This is a genomic window from Halomonas bluephagenesis (assembly GCF_054790765.1).
Genome location: NZ_CP133631.1, coordinates 2895624 through 2916055, shown reverse-complemented (window position 1 = coordinate 2916055; position 20432 = coordinate 2895624). Strand labels below are relative to the sequence as shown.

General features: G+C 52.8%; 19 protein-coding genes. 9 read left to right on the top strand and 10 right to left on the bottom strand.

What is annotated here, in order from left to right; translation table 11 throughout:
- Positions 1-49: 49 nt before the first annotated feature.
- Positions 50-808, bottom strand: a complete 759-nt coding sequence (locus tag REH51_RS13150; RefSeq protein ID WP_009722285.1) for a helix-turn-helix domain-containing protein — start codon at positions 806-808, stop codon at positions 50-52.
- A 134-nt stretch (positions 809-942) separates the two neighbouring features.
- On the opposite strand from REH51_RS13150, the gene REH51_RS13145 reads away from it, so the two are divergent.
- Positions 943-4128, top strand: coding sequence for an acyl-[ACP]--phospholipid O-acyltransferase (locus tag REH51_RS13145; RefSeq protein ID WP_009722284.1), 3186 nt, complete (start codon positions 943-945; stop codon positions 4126-4128).
- A 51-nt stretch (positions 4129-4179) separates the two neighbouring features.
- On the opposite strand, the gene REH51_RS13140 is transcribed toward REH51_RS13145, so the two are convergent.
- On the bottom strand, positions 4180-4935 hold the full coding sequence (locus tag REH51_RS13140) for an alpha/beta hydrolase family protein (protein ID WP_009722283.1): 756 nt from the start codon (positions 4933-4935) through the stop codon (positions 4180-4182).
- Between the two features lie 66 nt (positions 4936-5001).
- Positions 5002-6732: a mechanosensitive ion channel family protein gene (locus tag REH51_RS13135; protein ID WP_498936009.1), complete on the bottom strand. Its 1731-nt coding sequence runs from the start codon at positions 6730-6732 to the stop codon at positions 5002-5004.
- Positions 6733-6979: 247 nt separating this feature from the next.
- Between REH51_RS13135 and REH51_RS13130 the strand changes: the two genes are divergently transcribed.
- Positions 6980-7846 carry a pirin family protein gene (locus tag REH51_RS13130; protein ID WP_498936007.1) on the top strand — a complete coding sequence of 289 codons (867 nt, stop codon included), beginning with the start codon at positions 6980-6982 and terminating at the stop codon, positions 7844-7846.
- A 76-nt stretch (positions 7847-7922) separates the two neighbouring features.
- Here REH51_RS13130 and REH51_RS13125 read toward each other — a convergent pair whose 3' ends face one another.
- Positions 7923-8702: a pirin family protein gene (locus REH51_RS13125; protein ID WP_260648579.1), complete on the bottom strand. Its 780-nt coding sequence runs from the start codon at positions 8700-8702 to the stop codon at positions 7923-7925.
- A 23-nt stretch (positions 8703-8725) separates the two neighbouring features.
- Here REH51_RS13125 and REH51_RS13120 point away from each other — a divergent pair.
- Positions 8726-9879, top strand: a protein-coding gene (locus REH51_RS13120) for an IS3 family transposase (protein WP_143759676.1) whose coding sequence is annotated in 2 segments (ribosomal slippage) — positions 8726-8969 and positions 8969-9879 — 1155 coding nt in all. Because the reading frame shifts where the segments join, the coding sequence is not laid out codon by codon here.
- Positions 9880-9894: 15 nt separating this feature from the next.
- Here the strand turns inward: REH51_RS13120 and REH51_RS13115 are convergent.
- Together REH51_RS13115 and ycaC are read right to left on the bottom strand one after the other, a co-directional pair.
- Positions 9895-10107, bottom strand: a complete 213-nt coding sequence (locus REH51_RS13115) for a Pirin-like protein (protein WP_009722278.1) — start codon at positions 10105-10107, stop codon at positions 9895-9897.
- Between the two features lie 179 nt (positions 10108-10286).
- On the bottom strand, positions 10287-10925 hold the full coding sequence (ycaC, locus tag REH51_RS13110) for an isochorismate family cysteine hydrolase YcaC (RefSeq protein WP_009722277.1): 639 nt from the start codon (positions 10923-10925) through the stop codon (positions 10287-10289).
- Between the two features lie 145 nt (positions 10926-11070).
- Between ycaC and REH51_RS13105 the strand changes: the two genes are divergently transcribed.
- Positions 11071-11982 (top strand): LysR family transcriptional regulator, encoded by a 912-nt coding sequence (locus tag REH51_RS13105; RefSeq protein WP_009722276.1) that lies wholly within the window; start codon positions 11071-11073, stop codon positions 11980-11982.
- Positions 11983-11990: 8 nt separating this feature from the next.
- Here REH51_RS13105 and REH51_RS13100 read toward each other — a convergent pair whose 3' ends face one another.
- The 3 genes from REH51_RS13100 to REH51_RS13090 are packed head-to-tail and all read right to left on the bottom strand — an operon-like array spanning position 11991 to position 14591.
- Positions 11991-12536, bottom strand: coding sequence for a GDYXXLXY domain-containing protein (locus REH51_RS13100; protein ID WP_009722275.1), 546 nt, complete (start codon positions 12534-12536; stop codon positions 11991-11993).
- Complete coding sequence (locus REH51_RS13095) at positions 12526-13620, bottom strand: DUF4401 domain-containing protein (RefSeq protein ID WP_009722274.1); 1095 nt, start codon at positions 13618-13620, stop codon at positions 12526-12528. The genes REH51_RS13100 and REH51_RS13095 overlap by 11 nt, the downstream gene beginning before the upstream one ends.
- Positions 13617-14591 carry a DUF2157 domain-containing protein gene (locus REH51_RS13090; RefSeq protein ID WP_009722273.1) on the bottom strand — a complete coding sequence of 325 codons (975 nt, stop codon included), beginning with the start codon at positions 14589-14591 and terminating at the stop codon, positions 13617-13619. Before REH51_RS13090 ends, REH51_RS13095 begins: the two co-directional genes overlap by 4 nt.
- A gap of 255 nt (positions 14592-14846) precedes the next feature.
- On the opposite strand from REH51_RS13090, the gene REH51_RS13085 reads away from it, so the two are divergent.
- The 5 genes from REH51_RS13085 to REH51_RS13065 all read left to right on the top strand — a co-directional run bounded on the left by REH51_RS13085 (position 14847) and on the right by REH51_RS13065 (position 19581).
- Complete coding sequence (locus REH51_RS13085) at positions 14847-15548, top strand: response regulator transcription factor (protein ID WP_498936005.1); 702 nt, start codon at positions 14847-14849, stop codon at positions 15546-15548.
- A 3-nt stretch (positions 15549-15551) separates the two neighbouring features.
- The gene (locus REH51_RS13080) at positions 15552-17057 is read left to right on the top strand and encodes a HAMP domain-containing sensor histidine kinase (RefSeq protein WP_009722271.1); all 1506 of its coding nucleotides are present in this window, start codon (positions 15552-15554) and stop codon (positions 17055-17057) included.
- 86 nt (positions 17058-17143) lie between these two features.
- Complete coding sequence (gene msrP, locus REH51_RS13075) at positions 17144-18160, top strand: protein-methionine-sulfoxide reductase catalytic subunit MsrP (protein WP_498936003.1); 1017 nt, start codon at positions 17144-17146, stop codon at positions 18158-18160.
- Positions 18160-18777 carry a protein-methionine-sulfoxide reductase heme-binding subunit MsrQ gene (msrQ, locus tag REH51_RS13070; protein ID WP_009722268.1) on the top strand — a complete coding sequence of 206 codons (618 nt, stop codon included), beginning with the start codon at positions 18160-18162 and terminating at the stop codon, positions 18775-18777. The genes msrP and msrQ overlap by 1 nt, the downstream gene beginning before the upstream one ends.
- A 60-nt stretch (positions 18778-18837) precedes the next feature.
- Positions 18838-19581 (top strand): hypothetical protein, encoded by a 744-nt coding sequence (locus REH51_RS13065; protein ID WP_039868676.1) that lies wholly within the window; start codon positions 18838-18840, stop codon positions 19579-19581.
- A gap of 84 nt (positions 19582-19665) precedes the next feature.
- On the opposite strand, the gene REH51_RS13060 is transcribed toward REH51_RS13065, so the two are convergent.
- Positions 19666-20418 (bottom strand): potassium channel family protein, encoded by a 753-nt coding sequence (locus REH51_RS13060; protein WP_039868673.1) that lies wholly within the window; start codon positions 20416-20418, stop codon positions 19666-19668.
- Positions 20419-20432: the final 14 nt, after the last annotated feature.

Here is a 20432-nt window from a genome sequence, read left to right as displayed (position 1 = left end):
GAACTCATAAAATGGGTACTTTTAAGGTATTCGGTAATAAAAACAGTTTTTATAAACTCTTATTTTGCTGGTACGACCCACGGGCAACATCTTTAAACAGCGTTGACTGCCACTGACGAACAGCCAGCACCGAGGTGGTGCCAAAGCGCTGATGAATGGGCAGCCCGCTTTCTCGTTCACACAGGGCATGAAACTCTTTCGCCAGCCGCTGCATCGTTTGCTGCCATTCCGCATTGCCCGCATGGGAAAGCAGGCCATTCAGTACCATCAGCTTTTCGCCGTTACTATCAAAATGGGAATGAAAAAACTCCGTGGCAATATATTGCTGGAAAAAACGCTGAATAGGGCCACCAGGGCGCCAGCGAAAATTCGCGGCCACACGCCGCCGGATTCGATTACCCGGCAATAGATCAATCAGCTTTAGTCGTTCTAGCGCCAGTAGCTGCCGAGTACACTGCGCCTCACTGAGCCGGTACTGGTGATGAATTTCATCAAACCGATAGCCATTGATCACACATACAGCGACCAAAAACAGTTCACGGTCATCGACAATACTCTGCTCCTGCGCCTGGGTCAGCTCCTGCAAACGGTGCTCTTCCTCTTGCATGGATTGCACCAACTCAGCAAATTCCAGGTTAAGCTGGTCGCAAATGCGCTCTAGCCGCTCTAAGGTAATGTGCTGTTCAGCGAACAATCGCTTGACCGAGGCCTCGCTTAGCCCAAGCCATATCGCCACATCAGCGTAGGTTTTACCCTGGGAACGCAGCTGACGTTTTAAGGTATCGATAAGTGCACTTGTCTGAGACACATGACCTCCAGGCACGCAAAGTAGCGTATAACGATACCTTAAAGCCCAAATAACACAACTTTAACCACCAGAGTTGCAACATTAGCTCCATTTACCGAAAGTGCTCTAACTTCTGGTTTACAAGGCGTCATTTCATGCAACCTTTACTACGCATCGCGGGCGTCTGGCCCTATCTGATTGCCATTTTCTTAAATGCCTTTGTGGATTTAGGGCATAAAATTGTTATTCAAAACACGATCTTTAAAAGCTACGACGGTGAAACCCAGGTTGTACTCACGGCACTGGTCAACGGGCTTATCCTTTTGCCGTTTATTTTACTGTTTAGCCCGGCAGGCCATGTGGCAGATAGCTACCCCAAAGTGCGTATTCTACGGGTTTCCGCCTGGGCTGCCGTTGCTGTTTCACTGGGCATCACCGCCGCTTATTACCAAGGCTGGTTTTGGCTGGCGTTTGCGATGACGTTGGTGCTGGCGATTCAGTCAGCCTTTTACTCCCCCGCTAAGTATGGCTTGGTGAAAGGGCTATTTGGCAAACCCCGCTTGGCAGAAGCTAACGGGCTTATCCAGGCCGTCACCATTGGTGCCATTTTGGCGGGCACCGTGGTCTTTACCGCCTTGTTTGAAAGCTGGATTTTACCCAGTGCCCAAACACCCAGCGAGCTATTGCACAGCATTGCGCCGCTAGGTTGGCTGTTGGTGTTGAACAGCGGCATCCAAGTGATGGCGCTTTATCGCCTGAAGCCAGATAGTGCGCAGCCCTCAACGCCCCCACTCACTTGGCAGCGCTATATCAAAGGCAGCGCACTGAAAGACAACCTAAGCATTCTGGGCCGTCAACCGGTGCTGCGGCTGTCAATTATCGGTCTTGCGACTTTCTGGTCGGTGGGTCAAGTGCTGCTCGCCGCGTTTCCCGCCTATGCCAAAGATGCACTCAGCATTGATAACACCTTAGTGCTGCAAGGGATTCTTGCCGCTAGCGGTATTGGGATTGCGTTGGGATCATTGCTTGCCAGCAAACTGTCTCGTAACCGTATTGAAACCGGCTTGATTCCATTAGGCGCTGTCGGCGTTGCGGTGGGTCTGTGGTGCTTGCCACTGCTCACCACCCCCATCAGCCAAGCGCTGAACTTTGTATTTATTGGCATGATGGGCGGGTTATTCATTGTACCGCTCAATGCACTGATTCAATTTCATGCGGCAGACCATGAACTAGGCACTGTGCTGGCTGCCAACAACTGGATTCAGAACCTGTCTATGCTGGGCTTTCTGGCGCTTACCGCGCTGTTTGCCCTGGCAGGTGTGGATAGCCATTACCTGTTGCTGCTCGTGGCGACCGTTGCCATGGTGGGCGGTGGCTACACTATCTTCAAATTGCCCCAAAGCTTGGTGCGCTTTCTACTCAGTTTTCTGCTGACCCGCCGCTATCGTGTTGATGTCCATGGGCTCGAAAACCTGCCCGCCCAAGGCGGCGTGCTGCTGCTCGGCAACCATATCAGTTGGGTGGACTGGGCGATGGTGCAAATTGCCAGCCCTCGCCCCGTGCGTTTTGTCATGCTGAAGGATATTTATCAGCGTTGGTACCTACGTTGGTTTTTTAAGGCGCTGGGCTGTATTCCTATCGAACGGGGCGCAGGAGCCGACAACGCCTTAGCCGCCGTAGCCGAACAGCTGAATAATGGTGAAGTGGTATGCCTGTTTCCCGAAGGCGCAATTAGCCGCAACGGCCAGCTAGGTGAACTGCGCCGAGGCTACGAGCGCGCCTGTAAGTTGGCGAACCCAGAGGTACGCATTGTACCGTTTTACCTGCGCGGACTGTGGGGCAGCCAGTTTTCTCGCTCATCCAGCAAACTCAAAGAGCTGCGTAACGCGCCTCTACATCGCTCAGTCGTCGTTGCGTTTGGCAAGCCGCTGCCTAAAGACACCCCGGCCGACGTGCTCAAACGGCGCATCTTCGAACAAGCAACCAACTCGTGGCAACATGCTATCGATGAACTGCCCTCGCTGCCTGACGCCTGGATTCGAAGCGTGAAGCGTAACCTTGGCGCACAAGCACTCACTGATACCCTTAGCCACCCTCTGACGGCAGGCCAAGCACTTACCGCCAGTCTGCTTATTGCAAAGCGCATCCACACGCTAACCCCAGGGCAAAACGTGGGCCTACTGCTGCCCAATAGTAGCGTGGGTGCACTGGCCAATATGGCAGCACTTCTGGCTGGAAAAACACTGGTTAACCTCAACTATCATTTTGACGGCAGTCTCCACGACAGCCCCAATGACAATTCGTACGAAACCCCATTTTCTGCGGCGCTCACCCAAGCCAACATCGACACAGTGTTTACCTCGCGCCACTTCGTCGAAAAACTCCAGCAACAAGGGTTAAACATCAGTCAGCGGCTAGCCAATACCCAGACGATTTACCTGGAAGACCTGCAAGCCAGCATCCGCCGTCATGAACGCGTCAGCGCATGGCTTGCCGTTCGCCTGCTGCCTGCATGGCTGCTACAACGCCTTTACTGTCGCAGTAGGGATGCCGATGCCACCGCCACCATTGTGTTTCCAAGCAAAAGCGAAGGACAGCCTAAAGGCATCATGCTGAGCCACCGCAACCTGATGGCCAATATCAAGCAGACCTCCGATGTACTGAATACCCAGCATGACGATGTGGTGATCGGATCGCTGCCTCTGTTTCATGCCTTTGGGCTCACCGTTACCCAACTGCTGCCACTTATCGAAGGCCTGCCGTTGGTTTGCCACGCGGACCCCAACGACACTGCTGGTATTGCCAGCGCTGTCGCCAAGCACAAAGCCACCCTAATGTTTGGCACCCCAGACTTTCTACAGCGCTTGAACCACAACCCTAACGTGCACCCACTCATGTTAGAAAGCTTACGAGCAATGGTTATCAGTGCCGAAGCATTAGATGAGCAGGTATGCAGCGACTTCACTCTAAAATTCCATAAGCCCATTTATAAAGGCTACGGGGCAACCGAAACCGCTCCTGTGGCATCGGTCAATCTACCGGATTCCCTGGGCGCTCATTACCAGAAAATACAGCAAGGCAGTAAAGCAGGCACCGTAGGCATGCCGCTACCCGGTACCAGCATTAAGATCGTTGAACCCGATAGCTTTGCGGAACAGCCTACCGGAGAAGCAGGCATGATTTTGATCAGCGGTCCTCAGGTGATGCAGGGCTACCTAAACGCCCCGAAACGCACCGCCGCCGCCATTAAAGAACTCGACAGCCAGCGCTGGTTTGTCACCGGCGATAAAGGGTTTATCGATGAAGACGGCTTTTTAACCCTGATTGGCCGCCATGCTTAAACATTGGTCAATACGATAGATTCCACTGTTGCCGCAATATCCAATCATTTTCTACAAATGCTTAGAGAAAAAATCCAGCAACAACGGGTAGTGAATATTCTGCCCGGCGCTGCTGGGTATATGATCTTCACCGTCGTAGTAGTGAACCGCAGGGTTACGACCATACTCGCGTAGACGTTTTTCCAGTCGCCTAGTCATCTCAACCGACCACATGCGGTCTTTCGTGCCATGAGAAAGCATTAGCGGCCCAGGGTAGCGCTCAATTTCAATCGGCGTAGTCGGCAGTAAGTCTTCATGATTATCACGCCATGTCCAGGCGCGTTTACTGACATCCCAGGCTTGCCAACCGGGGTCCCCCGCATCGCGAAAACCACGCGCATCAAAGGCTCCACAAACGACATCTGGGGCACTATGTACAGCGATAGCATCAGGCGCGCCTTTTAGTTTATCCCTGGCCATCAGTGAGCCAAGCAACAACGCATGTTCGGCCCCGCGTGAAACACCATAAAGCCCAACACGCTCATCAGCGTATTGAAAATCTCTGAGTGCCCTAAGCGCTTCCACACTACACTCCAGTGGGTAATCGATAATATGCCCTGCATTCCACATATTACCGCCGCTTGAGTAGCCATAGGGGAAAGCCAAGAAACCATGTGCTGCAAACAAGACGGCGTCTCGATGACTCCAGCCAGCCCATGCGCCTTCAGAACCATGCAACAACATGATCGCTGGAAAAGGACCATCGCCTGCCGGGCCATAGGTAGCGCCCCAACCGGGCAGAAAGCGCTGTTTGATATTTAACATCATCCTGAACCACTCCTTGGCTTCGTAAGAAGGCTATTTATCCACCAGCAATCGAGCAGCGTAATTGCCTTACTCGGATGGTTTCTTAGTAGAACTATCCGCTTCCTGAGAACGTTTTCCTTGCCCTTCCCCACGCGCAATATCTTCATGGCTGATAACCATGATTTCCCGAGGCCACCACTCTGGATGGTTATCGCGGATAAAGGCTAGCAGCTTCTCGCGCAAATTCATCTCAGCCGTCCAGCCTGCCATGGGATCTGACGTCATTAAATAGCAGGTGATAGTTTGGGCCGTGCCGGTTTGCTCTGTCACGTAACATAGCAACTTGTGGTGCTCAATAACGCTATCTTCTTCTTTGGCGAATTCGAGAAATTTATCTCTTAGCAGCTCTATATCGGCACTTAGGTGGAGCGTCAGCACCAAGGACCGGTACATCTTAGTACTCTTCACCGACAAATTATCGAAAGGCTTAGAGGTAAAGTAGGTGACAGGCACAATCAAGCGTCGTTCGTCCCATGATCTCAGCCGAATAAAGGTATAAAAGATGCCTTCCACATAACACCACTCACCTTCAAAGATCACGAGGTCGCCAATACGAATGGGTTTGGCAAACGATAACTGAAAAGAGGAGAGGATATTGCCAAGCACCGTTTGGCCCGCCACGCCCACTAATACTGCCAATACGCTGGCAGACGCCAGAATAGATAAACCAAGGGTTTCGAAGAGCTGAACCTGGCCTAGGATATAAATCGATACGCCGGTCACGGTGATCAGAATAATGGCGCGGCGCAATGCGTATAGTGAGGTTAACAGCCGTCGCTGATCTCTTGGCTTCGTGTCATCAATTTCTCCCACTAGGCGCCGCGTTAAGCGCAGCATGATCGTGTCGACCAAGCGCAGCGCAATGACACCTGCACCCCAGGCCATAATAGAGATCAACAACACACGAAACGTTGTTGTCGCAATAGCGGAAAACGATACGACGTAGTCCAGCAGCATCTGCGTTACCAGCGACATAACAATCATCGCCATGGGCACGCCAATTTGATCGGCAAAAATAGTAGATACGCCAGAAGGCAGGATGCGAGCCACTAGTCCAACCACGTAGTAAGTGATCACTCCCACCGTGCCAATGGCGATTAAAAAAACCGGGATCGCTAACCATTCCCAGATTTTTAGCATGCCAAACGACGCCTTTAACCGCTCAGGAATATAGCGTTCCAGCATTGAAGGCCCGTACTCTTCATAGAGAATCGGAATAAACGACACGCTCTCTGGCATCACTAACCACACAGGATCTTCTCCCCCCACGCGGTAGCGGCCTAGCCGGACATCGTAGGCTTGGCCATCTACCGTTAGGGCTGCCAGCTCAATATTGCGCTGGGGCTCGCCTGCCTGCGGATTCTGCCCGGAAGGGTCTTCTATCACCGCGTCTTGACGGCCGGACATATTAGATGCGTCCAGCCACTCACCGCGCTTTAATACCTCAGCCAACTGCTTAGCGAGCTCGGCGCCCTGAGCCTGCTGTTCGCCTGGATCAATATCATTGAGGTTAAGCAAATGCGCGGCTGCGGCGTAATTCTCGCTTTCGGTGAACGCTAAAAAGCTGCGAACCATTTCCCTTGGCGACATCCGCCCAACATCCTCAGGCACATCTCCTAGCCCTGTGTTAAGCGAATCAATGGCGAACCATCGCTTATCCTCGCTCTCATCTCCTTGAGTTTGCGCTGTGCAGACGCTGGAAAACACCAAAGTGACAACCAGCACAACCCACACAGGCCACGAGCTGTTTTTTTTCATACTAACCTTGTCATTAAAAGTAAGTGAGCCAAACAATCAGCCACCAACTGGCGCAAAAGCCGCCAGCCCTGCGTGAACACAGTGCCTCCATGTCAGTGGTTGACCAAAGTACAGACTACGTTCTTCAATCAAGCAAGCACCTAGTGTTCCAACACTGCAACACTGAGTCCCAGATGCACTATCTATTAGTTGCGTCCCCTAACGCGTACACTTTTTAACCAACAACGCATTCTTTGAGGAGCAAACAATGAAAAAGTTAGTAGGTGTTACCAACGCACCGCACCCTCATTGGGTGGGTGACGGCTTTCCGGTGCGCTCGCTGTTCTCCTATGGCTCACGTTCCGAGCAGTTAAGCCCCTTTTTACTGCTGGACTATGCTGGCCCCGCCAGCTTTACCCCCACTACACGGCCACGCGGTGTCGGGCAGCACCCACACCGAGGGTTTGAAACCGTCACGATTGTGTATCAAGGGGAAGTGGCGCACCGCGACTCAACGGGCAAAGGCGGCGTGATTGGCCCAGGCGACGTGCAATGGATGACAGCAGGTGCGGGCATCCTACACGATGAATTTCATTCGCCCGCGTTTACAGAGACAGGTGGCACACTCGAGATGGTGCAGCTGTGGGTAAACTTGCCCGCCAAAGATAAAATGGCCACGCCAGGCTATCAGGCATTTTTTAATGCGCAGATACCTGTCGCAGCGTTACCTGATCACGCAGGTAGTGTGCGCGTGATCGCGGGAGACTACGCCACTCACTCAGGGCCAGCACAAACGTTCACCCCGATGAATGTCTGGGATGTGCAGTTAAAAGAGGGCAAGACAACGACGCTGGCACAGCCGGAAGGATGGACGACTCTATTGGTCGTGCTAAAAGGCACGGTGCAAATCAACGGCGAAGAAGTGCTCCGCGAAGCACAAGTGGCGGAACTAACTCGCGATGGCGACAACGTCACTCTAAAAGCCAATAGCGATGCCACCCTGTTGCTACTGAGCGGAGAACCGCTCAATGAGCCGGTCATAGGACACGGCCCGTTTGTCATGAACAGCGAACGTGAAATCATTGAAGCGATAGAAGACTTTAACCGCGGCCGCTTTGGCCAAATGCCAAGTTAATTACGTCGCTATTTAAGCAACCGCTACTTAAGTAGCAAATCTGGCTGCCTTAGGCAGCCAGCTCTTTCGTTACAAATTAATTGCGATGCTGACCAGGAAAAGGAATAAATTCTGCATTGTCCCCTGGCGGCAATTTAAACCGTCCATGCTCAAAGTCACCTTCCATCCACGCCTGCTTGGCAGCCTCTAACTTTTCCCGTGAAGACGCAACGAAGTTCCAAGAGATATAACGTGGCCCATTGAGTGTTTCGCCACCGAGCAGCATTAGCCGGGCTCCGGCTTCGCCTGCTGTTACTGTAATGGGGTCACCAGGACGGAAAACCATCATTCGTCCGGCGTCAAACGTCTCTCCAGCAATGATAACGCTACCCGACGTCACATAGATGCCTCTATCTTCGTGGCCATCAGGCAAAGGAAGCTTAGCGCCTGGCTGGAGGATCGCATCCGCATAAAACATTTCCGAGAAGGTCTGCACCGGTGACCGCTCACCCCAAGCAGTTCCCAGAATCAAACGTATATTCTTGCCCTCACCGTTAAGCATCGGCAGTACATCTTCACTATGATGCTCAAAACTGGCTGGCTTATCTTCGTGAGCCTCAGGCAGGGCCACCCACGTCTGAATACCAAACAGCGAGTGCTTATTCTGACGTGTAGAAGGGCTAGTGCGTTCAGAGTGGGTTACCCCATTGCCAGCAACCATCCAATTAACCGCCCCTGGATAGATCATCTGATTAGTCCCCAGACTATCTCGATGCTGGAACTCTCCCTGATACAAGTAAGTAACGGTGGCAAGTCCAATATGGGGATGAGGACGAACTGAATCGCCCCAGGTTTCATAGACACCTCCAGGCCCTATACTAAAGGTATCTAGGAGGAACCATGAGCCATCCCCGCTACACTGAAGAATTCAAAATCGAAGCCGTCAAACAAGTGGTAGAGCGCGGCCATCGCGTGGCCGAGGTCGCTGAGCGGCTAGGCGTGTCAGGTCACAGCCTGTACAACTGGATTAAGCGATACGATAAGCCGGTAGAACAACGGCAAGAGGATGATGATCTCCAAGCTGAAAACCGTCGTTTGAAGGCCGAACTCAAACGCGTATTAGAAGAGCGAGACATATTAAAAAAGGCCACCGCGTACTTCGCCAGGGAGTCCGACTGAGGTACGCGTTTATTCAAAATTATTCGAGCCAATATTCGGTACGTCGCTTGTGTCAGATGATGGCAGTGCACCCCAGCGGTTACTACGCATGGTGTAAAAAAGCGCTCTCTAATCGAGCGCGGGAAGATGAGCGCTTGCTGGGATTGATCAAGCACTCCTGGCTTGAAAGCGGCGGTGTATATGGCTATCGCAAGGTCTACCAGGACTTGCGTGAAGCTGGCGAAGCTTGTGGGAAGCACCGTGTGGCGCGTCTTATGAATAGGGAAGGTTTACGCTCTCAGACGGGCTATCGACGACGCCCTGGCGGCTATGGCGATGGGAAACCGACTGCCGTATCCCCTAACCATTTAGACCGTCAGTTTGAAGTAACAGCGCCAAATATTGCTTGGGTGACGGACATCACGTACATCCGCACTTACGAAGGCTGGCTTTACCTATCGGTAGTTATCGACCTGTTTTCCCGTCAAGTGATTGGCTGGTCGATGAAGTCTCGCATGACTACGGAGTTGGCACTGGATGCTTTGTTATCAGCAGTCTGGCGACGCAAGCCACAAGGAACGGTGATGGTGCATTCGGATCAAGGGAGCCAGTTTAGCAGTGGAGACTGGCAAAGCTTTCTGAAAGCGAATTGCTTGGTAGGCAGTATGAGCCGACGTGGTAACTGTCATGACAACGCCGTTGCTGAAAGCTTCTTTCAACTTCTCAAGCGGGAGCGAATCAAGCGACAGATTTATTCAACACGCGAAGCGGCTAGACGTGACGTGTTCAATTACATTGAAATGTTTTACAACCCAAAGCGCCGACACGGCACAAGTGATAACTTGTCACCGGTTGATTATGAAAGGCGTTACTTTAAGAGCCTAACGGGTGTCTAAAATATCCGGGGCGATTCAAACATCGATACCATCTTCTCTAAGAAATTCAGCGGGCCCCATCTGATCAAAAAAAATAAACGGGCCAACCATCTGGCGCTTGGGCGCGGGAAGCGCACGTCGTACTTCAAAGCCCCCCAAGTCGTGAGCACGAGGTACGATCAGTGTTTCAATATCGTGTAGGTTGCCTGCGGAAGGGCATTTTGGCTCAATATCGGGCATCCAGCTCATAGGAATTTCCTCCATATACAATGGACAACGGAGCAATGGCATCATCGATAGTTTTGTTTTTACAAAGCTATCGTCTAGCCAGTCTTTTGCCTTTAATAAATAGCTCAAAATTATTAAAAAAACCGGAAGCTCACTCACTTCCGGTCAAAACACGGTTTACTTCATGTCAGAGTTATTTGTCAGAGGCCTTTGTCAGAACTCTTTGTCAAAGTACTGTAGCTATTCATTAAATTACGGTAGTCAGGAATGTGATTGGCGAAAAGTGTGCCCAAGCCCTCTATATCATTGCGCCAGTCGCGATGTAGCTCGCAGGCTGTTCCAAACCAGGTCATCAACTGCGCGCCTGCACTACTCATCCGATCCCAAGCAGCATCACGAGTGAGTTCATTAAAGGTACCCGATGCATCGGTGACAACAAATACATCAAACTCTTCTTCAAGTGCGGAAAGCGCCGGGAAAGCAACACACACTTCTGTCACTACGCCTGCAATAATTAATTGTTTCTTACCAGTAGCCTTAACCGCTTTTACGAAATCCTCGTTATCCCAGGCATTTATTTGTCCAGGGCGTGCGATGTAAGGTGCCTCTGGAAACATCTCTTTTAATTCAGGCACCAGCGGCCCATTAGGCCCATCTTCGAAGCTTGTTGTAAGAATCGTTGGCAGACCAAAGTATTTCGCCAAGTCCGCAAGCGCCAGTACATTATTTTTGAACCGGTCAGGGTCAATATCACGAACCAAGGACAACAGCCCAGTTTGATGATCTACTAAAAGAACAGCGGCATTATCTTTATCGAGACGAACATAGGGATTAGTCATGACATACTCCTTTATCTATTAGGCTGAGTGGGCTTTTGGAAAACAAAGATCCAACAGCTCTTCCACATGCCATACGGAGTTTAGTAGTTCGCTGACTCGATGATTAGATGGAAAATTAAGACACAGCGTTGCACAGGGAGAACACATGACGCCCCCTAATCTGAATGATCTTTATTATTTTGTGAAGGTAGTCGACCATGGAGGTTTTTCTCCGGCGGGCCGCGCCTTGGGTATTGCTAAATCAAAACTAAGCAGACGGGTGGGAGAATTAGAAAATCAGCTTAACGTGCGCTTGATGCACCGTTCGACCCGCCACTTAACGCTCACTGATATTGGTCAACGCTACTACCAGCACTGCAAAGCCATGCTAGTAGAGGCCGAAGCAGCTCAACAGTTCATCGAAGAAACCAAACAAGTGCCCTGCGGTACTATCCGTATCAGTTGCCCTACGGGGCTATTGAGCTTTCACGTGAGTGCAATACTGGCGGATTTCATGGTGCTCTACCCAGATGTCCAGGTACACCTGGAAGGAACTAACCGCCGTATTGACCCTTTTGTTGAAGGCTTTGATATTGCGCTCCGAGCCCGCCCCCTTCCATTGGAAGATAGCGAGCTTATTCTGAAGGTACTATCGGATCGCGGGCAATGCTTGGTAGCAAGCCCAGCACTGATTGAGCAGCATGGCATGCCATCAACACCTGACGACCTTTGCAAACTGCCCAGTTTAAGCAGAGCAAGGCCAGAGGAAGCTCACGTTTGGCACCTTCAGCGCGACGGTGAAGAGCGCCAAATTGAACATTCGCCACGGTTTATTACCACGGATATGACCGCACTTTATAGAGCCGCATTGGCGGGTGTTGGCATCGTTCAATTACCAAGACTAATGCTGGAGGATTCACTAACATCAAAAGCACTTATATCGGTATTGCCCGAATGGGAGCCTCGACGAGAAGTTATTCATGCGGTTTATCCTTCCCGTCGAGGCTTGCTGCCCTCTGTCAGAGCACTGTTAGACTTTCTTGCCGAGCGATACACAGCCATTGGGATTGAACGCTAATACACGTATCAACGCTCCATTTCACCCAGCGCCTCGAGTTCTTCGTCATATAGCGCGACTAGCAGCAGCTCGCCGTGCTCATTGACTCGGAACTGGCCGTAGCGGGCAGGCTCAAAACGCTCGGCTTGTTCTTCCTGAAAGAAAAACGCATCCGTAGCAAAGCGCACGTCCCCATTGCGCAGCCGATAACGTAAACGCCTCTCGTCATCGCCTAGCGGCGTGCCATCATCCAAGCGCTGGAAGTGGGCGATTGATGCTTCATCCAAACGAACCACCACGCTGTCATTGGCTGCCGTTTGCATGGCATTTCCACCCTCCTCTTCGTGGCGATCAATTGCACGCTGCATGCGGATACGATTAGCCAACGCAAAGCTTAGCGCCATGTAGTCGCCCTGCATTAACGAGCGCGGATCAACGGGGGCAAGCTCCAAATAAACAATCTCACCTTCGGCCAGATGATGCTCTTTCTGCCAAATAGTCCAGTTAACCACCGCTAGCACAACGACAGTGGCGGCAATCACTATCCAGCGGTGTCGCTTCACGTTACTGCTCATTGGCATCTCCTTGCGGCTCAGGCTTATGCACTGTTAGCCACTGGTTTAGCAACCAACGCATCAATAACCAGCGAAGGGTTAACAGGAACGCCCCCATTGCCAGCAACATGAGTGATTTCACCAACAGCGTCACGTCCAGCCAGTAGTAATAACTGCTAGCCGCCATCAGTAGTAACAAAATACCGCTTCCCATCAGCACCCGATGGCCAATCGTAAACCCGAGCAGTAGTACGGTAACCCCGGCGCCAAACCCTGGCATGTAAACCGACACCACCGCGACTAGCGCGACTGCGCCATAAATCGCCAAGCGCTGTGCAATGGCAGGCTGAGAATGCTGACGAAATGCCTGATGAATAACACACATTAAGGCCAACGCCACCAACGCAGTGCCTAGCCAGCTGGCGAGCCATGGGCCGAACCACCGAACGTCTGAATCATAAAACCAGCTAAGCTGGTTAGAGTACGCCTGCCCTTGAAGCACTAGCAGACCCACTAACAGTCCAGCCCCCCATGCCTGAACCGCCCCTATGCGCCTTGGCCAACGATACTCATTCAACCAGAGCAGTGTCAGCACCAGCACCACCAAACCAATCGCCACCGGTGCCAGTCCATTGACTGCCAGCGCCATCGTTAACGCTAGGCTTGCTAAAAACGCCGACATACTGCGGTGAACCTGGCTCGGCATGATCAGTGCCAGCGAGCACTGTAGCGCCAGCAGTACCCACCATAGGCTGGCGGAAATACCCCACATTTCGACCGCTGGCCAGGCCACTAATAATTGCCCAGCTAAACTAAACGCCAGCGCCATGTGCTCCAACACATCGCTTCGCGCGGCGCGTAGTAGCGCAAATGCCCCGCTAATCAACAGGCTGCCTACAACAAGAGAAGCCATTGGGCTTTCCATGACAAACACCACTGCCGTGGCAATAAAGCCCAACAAAAACAGCGCTGCTAACCAGCCGGAGAACGCCTGCAGAACCCTCACAAACCAGGGTGACTCCAGCGGTGCTGTTGATGAAGGTTCGTTTAGTGACACGCCCGCCTGAGTTAATCGCTGCGTTAACGTATTCATCGGCTGGTTCATGATGCGTCCTCAGCGTTTAAGCGTTTCAACCACGTCACCGCTGCCGCCCCCATGGCAAAGACAGCACCTGCCAGCAACAGCAAGCCGCCTTCATTCCATTGGCTTTCCCATAGCATGTAGCGTGCAAGCAGCAATGTGACCACCGCAATCACCGAGACGCAGCCCCCTGCCAACATAAATAGCTCAAGCCGCCACTGACGATAAACGCCATACAGCACTGCCAACCACACAGGGTAAACCGCCACAATCGGTGTCAACGCATGCGTTTCCCCGCTCACCCACGCCATCATCAGTAGCGTCAGTGGCACGCCGCTACCTAGCGCCAGTAAGCAAATCGCCCAACGCCCCGGCCAACCTCGGCGCTGCGCGCCCCACTCCCACACGACTTGAGCCACTAAGTTGATCAGCACCAGTCCCCATAAGCCCGCGTTATCGGCAGAGAACACATTGCCAAAAACACCGCCCCAGGTGCTGCTATACAGCCACACGGATAGGTTCAAAAGCCCTAACCACGCCAACCAAAGCGCATCAAAGCGTGCTATCCATACCAATGGCAAGGTGAGCAGCGCCCAGGTGAAAAACAGCTGCCATGGGTCAGCACCGGTTTGGTAAATCTGACCCACCAGCGCCAGTAGTACTCCTATCAATAGAGACGCAGCAGTTAACGTCACGCGAAAAAGCATCACGCTCGCGCTGCCCCACACCGCGATGCCTGCCGCCAACACCAACGCAGCCTGCACTAACGCAAAGCGCGGCAGGCGGCCCATGTCCGACCAATTGAAAGCCACGAAGAACAGCACCGCGCAAGCCAACGCCAAGCTCCCCAGCCACAGTAGCAGCCGGTCAATCAACAGCGCCCAGGCGTGGGGCGACGGGTGCAGCCCCGCCACTTTAACCGCTAACGGCACTTGCTCAGGAGGTATCACTCCCTGCCCGATTAACGACATGAGTTTACGGCGTGTAGTCGCCATGGGCGCTCTCCTTGCTGAAACACACTTATTGAAATGAGGGGAGGCGTTAATGCAGACATCGCCCTATCGTTAGAGTCCCCGTGACACATTTGTGAACTTTGCGCGATACACTCTATATCACCCCGTGACACCCCCGTAATGGTGTACATCGAAGATAGTCTCGAATCTTCCGACCAATGAGTAGGAAAATATCACGAGCATCCAAGCGCCTAGAGCCATAAGGCGAAAGCACAAAAGAAGATAATGCGACTACCTATGACACGAAACGTACTGATTATTGAGGATAACCCGGGTATTGGTGAACTCGTCCGCATGCATGTGGCCGAGCTTGGCATGAACCCTATTCTTTGCGAGCGCGGTGATTCCGGGCTTGAGCGTTTTCGTGAAGGGGGCATCGACCTTGTGGTTCTCGACCTGATGCTGCCCGGCCTGGACGGGCTGTCAATTTGCCGCGAAATCCGCGCCGGCCCAGGTTACGTTCCGGTACTGATGCTAACCGCCAAAAGTACGGAGCTTGATCGAGTGCTGGGCCTGGAAATGGGGGCGGATGATTACCTCACCAAACCTTTCAGTGTGGCTGAACTATCAGCAAGGGTGAAAGCCTTGTTCCGACGCGTAGATGCCATGGCATCTTCCTCAGTCACGGACCCCAGCCAGCAAGCATTAATCACCGATGGGCTGCGCATTGACCCGCTGCGTCGGCGGGTATTTATAAAAGACCAGCCTGTTGAACTCACTGCCCGGGAGTTTGACCTGCTATGGCACTTTGCCACACATCCAGGGCGGGTATTTAGCCGTGCCCAACTGCTTGATACCGTGTGGGGCTACAGCCACGAAGGTTACGAACATACCGTCAATACTCATATCAATCGCTTACGAGGCAAGATCGAAGCGGACCCCGCTGACCCGGTGTTTATCCAAACCGTTGGGGGGGTGGGCTATCGCTTCCGCGAATAAGTTATGCTGAAAACACTCTATACTCGGCTAGCCTTAGGCTTATTTCTGTTATTGCTCGCCGTGGGCCTGCTATATACCTTCATCAGCCTCTATTCGCTGCGTGAATACAACGCTTCGGTCAATCAGGCGTTACACCAGAATCTGGCCAAAAATCTAGTATCAGACAGAAATCTGGTCAGCAACGGGCAGCTTGATAGTAGCGCTCTGGAAGAACTATTCGCACTGTACATGGCCATTAATCCCAGCATCGAGATCTACCTGCTAGGGCTGGATGGCACCATTCTGTCTTATTCAGCAGACCCAGCGAAGATTAAACGCAAGCAAGTCTCGATGGCCCCTATACACAGGCTGATGGCTGACATGAGCCTTTATCCGATACTCGGCGACGACCCTCGCAGCCATGACCGGCAGAAAGTCTTTTCCGTTACCCCAGTGCCAACAGCAGACAACCCCGAAGGGTACCTCTATGTCGTGTTACGGGGTGAAGAGTACGACACGGCGGAAACCATGGCCCGTGGTGGCAAACTACTGGAAATGAGCGCCTGGGCGTTGCTAGTCAGCCTGACGGTGGCGATGCTCGCAGGGCTGACTATTTTCCGCCTGCTGACTCGCCGCCTGAGATCATTAACACGCCGAGTGGAAGCGTTTGAGAACAGCGACATAAGCCAGCCCCGGCTCGATAGCAGATGGCACGAAAAACAGTCCGTGGTGCGCGATGAGATCGATTATCTGGACGCTACCTTCGACGACATGGCCCATCGAATTGCCATACAGATCGAACAGCTGACAGAAAAGGATACCCAACGCCGTCGCTTGATCGCCCAAGTATCTCATGACCTGCGTACCCCGCTTGCCTCCATGCAAGGCTATATCGAAAGCCTGAAATTAAGGCGTGATCGTCTCAGCCCCCAAGAACAGGATCGCTTTCTCGACATTGCCCTCAAAGAAGGCCGTCGGTTAAGCCGCTTAGTGGATGAGCTCTTCGAGCTTGCCGCCCTTGAGGCAAGAGAGAAACAGCCAGTGCCTGAACCCTTCCCGCTAGCAGAACTGGTACATGACGTAGTGCAGAAGCACGACCAAGCTGCACGCGACAACCACTTGGCGCTAACGTTAAGTGGCAACCCAGCATTACCAACCGCGTACGCCGACCTTGCCATGACCGAACGTGTGCTGGACAACTTAATCAGCAACGCCATTGCCTACAGCCCCGCTGGCGGCCACATCGACGTTGTGCTTAGTCAAACGAATGGAGAGCCACAGGTTTGCATACAAGACAGCGGCCCAGGCATTTCGGAACAGGACCTGCCGCATATCTTTGACCCGTTCTATCGTGGAGAGACCTCTGGCGGCGCTGGCCATGCAGGGCTAGGGCTGGCCATTGCGCGCAGAATCATGACGCTGCAGGGCGGTGATATTTGTGTCGAAAATCTAGCCGCTGGAGGGGCTTCCTTCTGCATACGGTTACCCACTGCGCCCTCGCCTCCGCCCTCCAACGTTATAAATACGTAATAACCTAGAGAGCGGGTTGTGATAAATCTCATGCAAACTGGTCACAGTATTTATCCCCCCCTCCCCGTAGCGAGTGGAGACACCACATGCTTATAAAGATTGCCAAACCGAGTGATTTACACGAATCCGATGTAACACCGGAATCTATTTACCTCTCCCGACGGCGCTTTATGGGCGGCATGGCGGGCTTAGGCGCCGGGCTTGCCCTCTCCGGCCACGTCCGCGCCAACGAAGATTATTCTGATGTACCGGAAGGCGATGCCCCAGCATGGCTGAAGGAAAAAATCAGCGACACCCAATGGCGAGCCATCACCCCCAGCAACCCCGAGAAAGATAAAATCGCCCCTTTTGATGATGCCAGCGGCTACAACAATTTCTTTGAGTTTGGCACCGATAAACGCGACCCCGCCCGCCATGCAGGCAGCCTGAAAACCCAGCCCTGGAGCGTAGTGATCGATGGTGAAGTGAATAACGGCGGGCGCTTTGCCCTAGAAGACTTCGCCAAGCCTTCGCAGTTTGAAGAGCGTATTTACCGCCTGCGCTGCGTAGAGGCGTGGTCAATGGTGATTCCCTGGCTGGGCATCCCCTTTGCGGAGGTGATTCGACGTGCCGATCCCACCAGCAAAGCCAAGTACGTGCGCTTTGAAACCCTAGTCGATCCAGAGCAGATGCGTGGCCAGCGCTCTTCGTTCTCGATAATCGACTGGCCTTACGTAGAAGGTTTGCGCTTAGACGAGGCAATGAACCCGCTGACACTGCTCGCCATGGGCATGTATGGCCGTGAACTGCCCAATCAGAACGGCGCGCCCTTGCGGCTAGTGGTGCCTTGGAAGTATGGCTTCAAAAGTATTAAATCCATTGTGCGCATATCGTTAGTGGAAGACCAGCCAGTCAACTCATGGCAGCAAATCGCCGCTGATGAGTACGGCTTTTATGCCAACGTAAACCCACAAGTTGACCACCCACGCTGGAGCCAAGCCACCGAGCGGCGGCTTCCTAACAGCCTGTTCAACTCCAATACGATTGATACCCAGATGTTTAACGGCTATGCCGACGAAGTCGCCGAGCTATATGCAGGCATGGATTTAAGGAAGCACTACTAATGGCAGCGCCACGGATATGGTTACTGTGGCGGATAGGCGTTTTCCTGGCGGCGCTCGCGCCGCTGGTGTTCTGGGGCTGGCAGGTAGCCATTAACGCCGCTGGTCCCGAGCCTGGCAATTACCTGCTGCTGAACATCGGTATTGGCGGGCTATGGATGCTACTCCTCACGCTAAGCCTTACACCGCTCACCAAACTCACCCGCTGGAAAGGCTTTGCATTGATCCGCCGCCAGCTTGGCCTCTGGACACTCGCCTACGCCACCCTACATATGCTCAGCTACGCGCTGTTTATTCTGGGGCTTAACTGGGCGCTACTTGGTAGCGAACTGATCAAGCGGCCCTACATCATTGTCGGCATGATCGCGCTGATCGGCCTTGCCATATTGGGGGCTACCTCCAACCGTTGGTCAATGCGCCGCTTAGGTAAACGCTGGAAGCCACTGCACAAATTTTCCTATGCTATTTTAGGCTTGGTGCTGCTGCACTTTTTCTGGGTAGTACGTGCCGACATGCAAGAGTGGGCCATGTATGCCGCCATTACCGCGTTAGTCATGGCAACTCGCCTGCCGCCAGTCGCTCGCACACTACCAAAACTGCGCTATCGATTGAGTCGGTGAACATATGTCGGTAAAAGTTAAACGGCACGGCTAACATAAAGACACCCACTAAGGATAATAATGATGCCTAATGCCCGCTTGCTTATTGCCGCCGTTGGCTTTTTAGCCGCTGGCTTCGCCGCCAATACTCACGCACAAGACGACTCTTGGCGTTTCCAGCTAACCCCCTATGTGTGGATGGTTGGGCTGGCTGGCGATGTGCGGCCACTCTCCAACGCCCCAACCATCAGCACCTCACGCTCTTTTAGTGATGTATTGAGTGATCTGGAAGGTGCTTTTTTTATGGCCGGTAGCGCCCGTAAAGACCGCTGGGTATTGTTTGGAGATATTACCTGGGCATCACTTAGCCATGACGGTAAGCTGCCGCCCGGCGTTGCGGTAGAAGGCAACCTTCGCCAACGCTCACTAACCGCATCTGCTGGCTATCAAGTGCTCAGCACTCCGACCCAATACCTAGATCTATTAGCGGGCGCACGCGCATGGCGAATAGAAGCTGACGTGAGCGCGCCCGCCTTAGGCGTTAGTGCCAGTCACACTGAACGCTGGGTCGACCCACTACTAGCCGCCCGGCTACGTTCAACGTGGACACCTAAGTGGTCAACCTTAGTGCATGTTGATGGCGGCGGCTTCGGCATAAGTGGCAGTAGCACTTGGCAAGCTGTCGCCACCGCGAATTACCGGGTAAGTGATGCTTTTCACCTTTCAGCAGGCTTTCGCCACTTGGCAGTAGACCGCGATAAAAACGGCACCCGCGTTGATGTGTCGATGAGCGGCCCACTAGTAGGCGCGACCTGGATGTTTTAATAACAACGTTTCCCACGGCATGACGCCCCGTTAGTCGTGGTACTAACACCCAAGGGCCTCGGTGATTGACTCGCCACCTGAGTATTAACGGTTTTTCTGAAACGCATCACTTAACGCAGCCGCTAAAATCCCCGTGGGCATCGCGATAATCCCGATGCCTGCCACCGCCGTTAAGCCCGCAAAAAACTTGCCTAACCCGGTGATAGGAACCATATCGCCATACCCCACCGTCGTCAGCGTAGTGACACTCCACCACAGCACACGGGGCACGCTGCCAAAAGCATCCGGTTGGGCTGACGCTTCCGCCAAATAAAGGCAGAAAGAGGAAAGTAGCAGCAATAGCATTGCCAAACCCGCACTCAACCACAGCTCATGAGAACGGGACTTCAGCGCTTCTGCCAGTGCTACCCAAGCTTGGCTGAATCTACCTAAACGGGTTAGCCGCAGCATTAACCCCAAACGCAACAGGCGTAGTAAAAAGCCATTGTTTTGAACCATAGCTCCAAAGAAATAAGGCAAAATTGCCAGTAAATCCACCAAGGCCCAAAACGAAAACACATAGCGTAACCGGCCTCTTACCCCGCGATAACGAGGGTCTTCACCGACAACATACAAACGCAATAAGTACTCACCGATAAAGATCACCACAAACACGGTTTCCAAGGTAGGAAAAAGGCGTGGCGAAAGCGCCCGCAGCATTGGCTCCGTTTCCAAAATAGCCACCAGTGATGCCAGCAAAATCAGCACGCAGATGACTCTATTAATGGTCGACAGCCCCTGTCGTAGGTGCGTCTCTAAGGCTAGCTCTCGGTATAGTTCAGCTCTGTTTATGTTCATTTTTAAAAAGCTTA

Coding starts and splice junctions, on each gene's coding strand:
- ycaC (WP_009722277.1), bottom strand. CDS start 10,925: ATGACTAATCCCTATGTTCGTCTCGATAAAGATAATGCCGCTGTTCTT.
- REH51_RS13140 (WP_009722283.1), bottom strand. CDS start 4,935: ATGATGTTAAATATCAAACAGCGCTTTCTGCCCGGTTGGGGCGCTACC.
- REH51_RS13145 (WP_009722284.1), top strand. CDS start 943: ATGCAACCTTTACTACGCATCGCGGGCGTCTGGCCCTATCTGATTGCC.
- REH51_RS13130 (WP_498936007.1), top strand. CDS start 6,980: ATGAAAAAGTTAGTAGGTGTTACCAACGCACCGCACCCTCATTGGGTG.
- REH51_RS13105 (WP_009722276.1), top strand. CDS start 11,071: ATGACGCCCCCTAATCTGAATGATCTTTATTATTTTGTGAAGGTAGTC.
- REH51_RS13060 (WP_039868673.1), bottom strand. CDS start 20,418: ATGAACATAAACAGAGCTGAACTATACCGAGAGCTAGCCTTAGAGACG.
- REH51_RS13085 (WP_498936005.1), top strand. CDS start 14,847: ATGACACGAAACGTACTGATTATTGAGGATAACCCGGGTATTGGTGAA.
- REH51_RS13115 (WP_009722278.1), bottom strand. CDS start 10,107: ATGAGCTGGATGCCCGATATTGAGCCAAAATGCCCTTCCGCAGGCAAC.
- REH51_RS13065 (WP_039868676.1), top strand. CDS start 18,838: ATGATGCCTAATGCCCGCTTGCTTATTGCCGCCGTTGGCTTTTTAGCC.
- REH51_RS13100 (WP_009722275.1), bottom strand. CDS start 12,536: ATGAGCAGTAACGTGAAGCGACACCGCTGGATAGTGATTGCCGCCACT.
- REH51_RS13095 (WP_009722274.1), bottom strand. CDS start 13,620: ATGAACCAGCCGATGAATACGTTAACGCAGCGATTAACTCAGGCGGGC.
- REH51_RS13080 (WP_009722271.1), top strand. CDS start 15,552: ATGCTGAAAACACTCTATACTCGGCTAGCCTTAGGCTTATTTCTGTTA.
- msrP (WP_498936003.1), top strand. CDS start 17,144: ATGCTTATAAAGATTGCCAAACCGAGTGATTTACACGAATCCGATGTA.
- REH51_RS13135 (WP_498936009.1), bottom strand. CDS start 6,732: ATGAAAAAAAACAGCTCGTGGCCTGTGTGGGTTGTGCTGGTTGTCACT.
- REH51_RS13090 (WP_009722273.1), bottom strand. CDS start 14,591: ATGGCGACTACACGCCGTAAACTCATGTCGTTAATCGGGCAGGGAGTG.
- msrQ (WP_009722268.1), top strand. CDS start 18,160: ATGGCAGCGCCACGGATATGGTTACTGTGGCGGATAGGCGTTTTCCTG.